The following is a 6,000-nucleotide window of genomic DNA, read 5'->3' as shown; positions in this document are numbered from 1 at the left end:
TTCAGTGCCCCTTCCACGGTGGTTTTGGTGCGCCCGGTTTTCTTGGCGATAGCGGCCGCTGAAACGCCGATCAGCGATAGCTGGTGGTAGGCGGCGGCTTCGTCCGCTTCGGTCAGTTCGGCGCGCTGGATGTTCTCCACGACCTGGGTCACGATGCGTTCGGCTTCCTCGGGGGACTCGATGATCATCACCGGGATGCTGGTGCGTCCGGCTTCGAGGGCGGCGCGGGTGCGGCGCTGTCCCATCAGGACATGCACGCCCCCGTCGTCCATGCGGTGGGCGATAACGGGTTCCATCACGCCGTGTTCCTTGATGCTGGCAATGAAATCGGCTGTCAGGGCGGCGTCTTTGCGGACGTTGATGTCAACGGTCAGGGTGGCCGGGTCGAGCATTTCGAGGGTGGGTGTGGTGTTCATGGTGTTGCTCCTTTTGCAGAGGATTTCGGTGGGTGGGCCGGCATTGGTGACCGGCCAGCTTCCCTCTCCCCCCGTTTTTTGGTTGCTGGCAAGCTCGCTTGCTCGGCGGCCGACGGAGCCCTGTCTACCCGCAGGGCAAGGGGGAGGAAATTCCCGGAGGAAATCAGCGACGCAGGAGCGCCGGAGGGAACTTCCTGCACCGCAGGCCCCGGTGGAGCTTGCGGAACCGGGGCTAGACGGGGTGGAGCGGACGCCTAGAATCCGGAGGACAGCAACCAGAAAACGTCGAAGACGTAGACACGGGCCAGGGCATCCGGAGCCCTGCGACGGAGGCACTGGACCCAACAGCCGGCCGCGCCAGCGGACGCCCGATAACTGGTTGGAGCGCAGCGTAAATCAGGGCCCTGCCAGGGGCGGAACGGCCCTTCCGGTTGCAGGTGCTTCTCCCCCGGTAGACCTCCTGGTGTTTTCTTTCAAAGGGGCAGCGCGGGGGTTTTGCGGAGTAATTTCAGGAAGCGACCGGCAGCGGCGGGTCGGTGGCGGCGGAGCCGCTGACAGCCGAAGAGCTCATGGAACTCGAAGAGGCGTGGGCTGAGCTTGCGGCCGGCCCCGGAGGCCTCGGAGCTGGCGAATTTCCATGCCTGCACCCGCCCGGGCCGGTCCTGGACCGAGGACCCGGCAGCGTTCAGGGCGGTAGCGGCAACGCTGCGGGAGTTCCCGGCAGCGGAAGCCCAGCCGCCAAGATAGTGGCGGCACGGCCCCAGCCGCTCGGCGGCCGGCTGGCCCCGCGCCGGTCTAAGAGTCCGGCCCGAACCTGGCCCTGGACACGGCTGGCCGGCTTTAAGCGGTCCGGAACGTCAGGAGAGGCCCCTCCCGCGCAGACCAAATCTAGGGTGGCGCCGCTACTGCTTCGTTCGGCCCCGGTCGTCCTCGTCCGGGGTTTCCGGCACGATGCGCTGCAGGAGCGCGTCGTGCGCCGCTTGCAGGGTCTCTGCCCTGGCCTCGGACGCGGCCACCCTGGCCGCTGCGTCGGCGCCGGTGCTGCTGGCCTGCTGTTCGGCCGCTCGTGCCTGCTCCAGCTGCGCCTTCATCGCCGTGGCCTGGGTATCCAGTGCGGTGATCCTGGCGGTGAGTTCGGTGACGGCGGCGTCTTTCTCGGCGGTGACTTTGTCCAGGTCAGCGACGAGTTCGGAGATCTCCAGCGCCAGGTCCTTCTTCTCCTGGGCCCAGACGGCTTCCGCGGCGGCGTGCCGCTCATTCGCCAGGGCGGATGCCTCGGCCCAGCAGGCCCCGGCCAGGCGCGCGGCCTGTTCCAGCACCGTTGCCGGCGTCGCGGCGACCTGTCCTCCCGCGGCCTGCTTCTCCTCGACCCACTCCTTCAGGTATCGGGTGGCATCGGCGTTGCTCACACCCGCCGCTGCCCGCACCGTCGAGACGGTAGGCCGGCGCTCGGCGCTGATCTGCTCCGCAGCAGCAAATACACGGTCTTTCACACTCGACGCCACGGCGGCAACCTCAGTAGTAGTAGTAGTAGTAGTAGTAGTAGTAAAACTACTACTCCTACTATTCGATGGCAATACCGCGGTCGACCTCGCCTGCCCCCTCGGCCTGTCCGGCCGCCCGGGAGCTCGGGGGCGGCGAGCCGGGCGTCCGCGGGGCTGGCCTCCACGCCGCCACCCGCCTGGGAGCGGCCGTGGCAGGATGGCTCCATCATGGACAGGCCGGTTACGGGCGCGCTCCTGACGCGGAATGGGTGTTGATGTACCGGCTCGGACTGAGCCGGCAACGCATCGCTGATCTCGTGCGCGCCGAACCCGCTACCGTCGGCTACAGACGTACTCGTATGTGGGACCGACATGCCTGCGGGCGGGCGGGCTGCGAGAACCCTCAGATGAGGATGTCTTGTTACGGCAGGAGGGCGGCCCCATACCTGCGGTGAGCTACCTGTGGAAGGTGACAACGCGCACTTGCCGGCAGGGCAGGGACCGAAGGGTGGAGCAGGAGTAGGGTCCATTCGCAGTAAGTATGAGAACTTCGGCAGAGTACCGATCTGGGACAGAGTATCCGGAACCATCACGAACGCTTCGGGAGACAAGTCATAGCCGTCTGACTTCGGAAAACGTTCCCCGGCCCCTTACCTTGCGCGTGAATCTGCCGACTGTCAGTCTCGGGAGAAATTTTCTTTAGCGACCGCGCACAGTGCGGGCGCGAGAAATGGATCCAAGGCCATCCGACCAGCACTAAAGGTCAGAAATCACGCCAAAACCACCACCGGTCCCTGCCCAGGAAAATCCATGACGCCGAGAACAACCAGGTGGGACGTCCACCTGATTTACCGCATCGCCATATGCCGAAATCTTGGTTCGTGACCGCGGCTGGAGGGCAGAGGCGACGGCAGCACCAAAGCTGCCAGGTATCACAGCAGCTCCCTGACAGGGGGCTTATAGACAGGAATCACATGACAGTAGTGGGGGAACTGCCCGCAGAAACGACTCAAGCTCCGGAACCGAAGCCAAAGTCCCGCAAGAAGCTCGCGATCATCGGTGTCGGCGTGGCCGCAGCCATCGTCGTCGCTATTGTCGCCGTGACCGCTGGCGGCGGTGACGCCGGGGCACCTGCCCTGGCGTTGAAGCCGGACGCCCAGGCAACCGTGAAGAGCTACCTCAAGGCGCTCAGCGACGGGAAGGGCGACGACGCCCTCCAGTACCTTGACGCCCAGCCCGCCCCCAGGCTGGACCTGGCCGCCGCGAAGGTCCTCGGCGAGGCCAAGAGCCGCATCCAGGACATCAAGGTAGGCGAGGACCTCGGCGTCAAGCCGCAGGAGACGGACGGCAAGGCTGGGGTGCGCGCGACATACATGTTGGGCGGCAAGGAATCCACTGTCGACTTCCATCTGGTCGACGGCAAGGACGGCTGGGTCATCCAGGACCCCAAGACGATCATCCTCGACACCCCGATCCAGGAGATTGGCCCGACCGTGAACGGCAAGCGCGCGTCCCTCGACTACACGGCTAAGGTGGGCGAGTCCCTGGTCTTGCAGCCGGGTACGACGACCACGCTGCTCCCAGCTGAGTATCCGCTCACCTACACGGGCGCCAACAAGAACTTCATCTTCACAATGGACAGCTTCGCCACGGACGTGACGGAGGACTTCATCGACTTCGACATGCAGCTGGTGGGCGCGTCCTTGCAAACTCAGATGACCAAGTACGTGAACGACTGCATCGCTACGGGAGAGACGAAGCCGGAACTGGTGAAGGGTTACCCGTGCGGGTTCGCCTCGGTAGACTTCCCCGCAGACAATTCTCCTGGCGTCCAAACGGACAAGACCGAGTGGACGATCACGTCGCCGCCGGTCGTCCAGGTCAACTCGGGGAACCAGATTTGGACCGTCAATTTCGCTACGTCGGCTCACCGCGTGAGGATCAATACCTCCGCTGGGGTGCATGAGAATGAGCAGTTGACGCCGTCGTTCCACTGTGGCGGCAAGTGGACCTTTACGGCTCAGGGTGAGCCGCGGTTCATGTCCGGCGCTTGCGACCCGTTCCAAAAGAACCTGGGCTTCGCGGGCGGTGCGTTCGGCAACGGGAACATGTACGCGCTGACGAAGGATCTGCAGCCCGCGAGCTAGTCGGCTGTTTGGGAGGGGCTTCGCGGTTGACGCGGAGCCCCCTCGCGCTGGTACTCCGGTACCCTGTCTCGCGGTTCCTACCCGTGGCGCCGGAAGTCCGCGCTCCCACCCGTCACCGACCCGAGGCGGCGGCGCCTTTGACCGGGTGGTCAAGGGATGACTCCGGCGTTAGAAAGCCGCTTCAGGGTGGCCCAGACAAGGCTGTCCGTGACCCCAGCAACGTTGTCACCGCTGTGGGCCTCGAAGCCTTGGCCTTTCTGCGGCCGGTGGCATCCATCCGGCGGTAATGATGGCGTGGGCGAGGTAACGGTGTTGTTCGGGCGGCGGTAGGCCGGCGCTCGGCACTGATCTGCTCCGCAGCAGCAAACACACGCTCTTTCACACTCAACGCCACGGCGACACTCAACGAGTAGCGTGAGTAGGAGTAGTAGTAACAAAACGACTACTCCTACTACTGTCTGGCAATACCGCCGCCGAATTCGACGGCTTTGTCAGCCCTTTCCGCCTCCGGCAGCTCATGGGCCCGGCGGCGGGACCCATAGCCCCACCGTTGCTGGGATCCACGTTGCTGGCCCCCCTTGCGGGGGAGGCCGTGGCAGGATGGGCTCCATCATGGACAGGCGGTTACGGCGCGCTCCGGACGCGGAATGGGTGTTGATGTACCGGCTCGGACTGAGCCGGCAACGCATCGCCGATCTCGTGCGCGCCGAACCCGCCACCGTCGGCTACCACCTGGTCATCGCCCGCCGCCAGGACCCCGGCCTCGAACCCGCACACCAGGCCGCCACGGTGACCAAAGCCGGGCCCTCCCCCGCGGACCTTGCCCGCATGGAAGAGGTCATCGCCTGGATCACGGTCGGGGGCCGGTTGCCCCGGGACCGCTCGGAGGACAAGGGTCAACGGTCGATGGCGCGGTGGCTCTCGGATCGCCGGCGCGAAGCAGCCGAGGGCACCTTGTCCCCGGCTTACCGTGACGACCTCGCCCGCGTCCCCGGGTGGACGGGGAACCCCCGGGCAGCCGCGGATGAAGCCCGGTGGCATGACCGGCTCGCCCAGCTGACGGACTTCCGCGCCGAGGGCAACGACTGGCCCCGCCACCACCACTACGCCTCAGAACGGGAACACACCCTCGGGGTGTGGATCCACACCCAGCGGTACAAACACCGCCGCGGCGACCTCGTCCCTGAAAAGGTCAGGCTCCTGGATGACGCCGTCCCCGGGTGGCGGGCCGGACGGACCCGGGGCCGCCCGCCCCGGCGATGAACGCAGGTCCTGCGCACCTTCCGCAGGCTCGTCGTGAATGTTACGCAGGCCGGTAGACTTATTGAGGCTCTCCAGTCCCCCCAGCTTGGAGAGCCGGAGCCTCCGCGTTTGAGTCCTTGATTCGCGTGGAGGCTTCCTCATACCCCCGACAAAGGCCCGCGGCCCGACTTCCCGTCAGTACAGCGTGACGTGCGGCCGGGTTGTGCCCATTGGGGGTCAGGTGGAGCCCTCCGCACAGCTCAAAGCTGTCCCCACTGGCGTGCAACCGGGCCCCGCCGGGAGGCCGATCCCGCCGGCCGATAGGTCTATTGTCGGGCCCAGGAGCTAGACTGAATCGAACATATATTCGAATAAAAGGTGTGTTGTGGGCGTTCTTGTTGGTCCCCGCGTGATAGATGCGGGTGCGTCGTTGTTGTCGGTGCTGATCATCGAAACAAAACGGGGAAAGCTTTGGACCAACGTCCGACACATCACACTGGAAAGCCACCGGTACTGTCCGTCGTCCATCTTGTCCTCAGCCTCGGCGCCTTGGCGGCAACAAGTGCCGCGGCCATCCTGTGGAATCCGATCGACACGGATTTCATCACTCGCGCTGACAGTGCGGGGTGGGACATGACCATGCTTCTGCCTCACCAAATGGAACTCTCGCTCGTCGTCAATGCGTCAGTTCTCATAACCTTTGTCCTCGTC

4 protein-coding genes are annotated in these 6,000 nt (G+C 65.2%); 2 read left to right on the top strand and 2 right to left on the bottom strand.

Annotated elements, in window-relative coordinates:
- On the bottom strand, nt 1-416 hold a 416-nt coding region (locus tag J9611_RS13375; RefSeq protein ID WP_211880830.1), incomplete at its 3' end, for a ParB/RepB/Spo0J family partition protein.
- Between the two features lie 902 nt (nt 417-1,318).
- A complete protein-coding gene (locus J9611_RS13370) occupies nt 1,319-1,921 on the bottom strand; it encodes a DNA-binding protein (protein ID WP_211880828.1) in 603 nt (200 codons plus the stop codon).
- Nucleotides 1,922-2,874: 953 nt separating this feature from the next.
- Between J9611_RS13370 and J9611_RS13365 the strand changes: the two genes are divergently transcribed.
- Both J9611_RS13365 and J9611_RS13360 read left to right on the top strand, forming a co-directional pair.
- Nucleotides 2,875-4,047 carry a hypothetical protein gene (locus J9611_RS13365; RefSeq protein WP_211880826.1) on the top strand — a complete coding sequence of 391 codons (1,173 nt, stop codon included), beginning with the start codon at nt 2,875-2,877 and terminating at the stop codon, nt 4,045-4,047.
- A gap of 612 nt (nt 4,048-4,659) precedes the next feature.
- Complete coding sequence (locus J9611_RS13360) at nt 4,660-5,310, top strand: helicase associated domain-containing protein (protein ID WP_211880824.1); 651 nt, start codon at nt 4,660-4,662, stop codon at nt 5,308-5,310.
- Nucleotides 5,311-6,000 lie beyond the last annotated feature (690 nt).

The sequence above is a fragment of the Pseudarthrobacter albicanus genome (assembly GCF_018224015.1).
Taxonomy (GTDB): Bacteria; Actinomycetota; Actinomycetes; order Actinomycetales; family Micrococcaceae; genus Arthrobacter; species Arthrobacter albicanus.
Note: the sequence above shows the minus strand (reverse complement) of the source record. Positions and strands in the feature narration are given on the sequence as shown.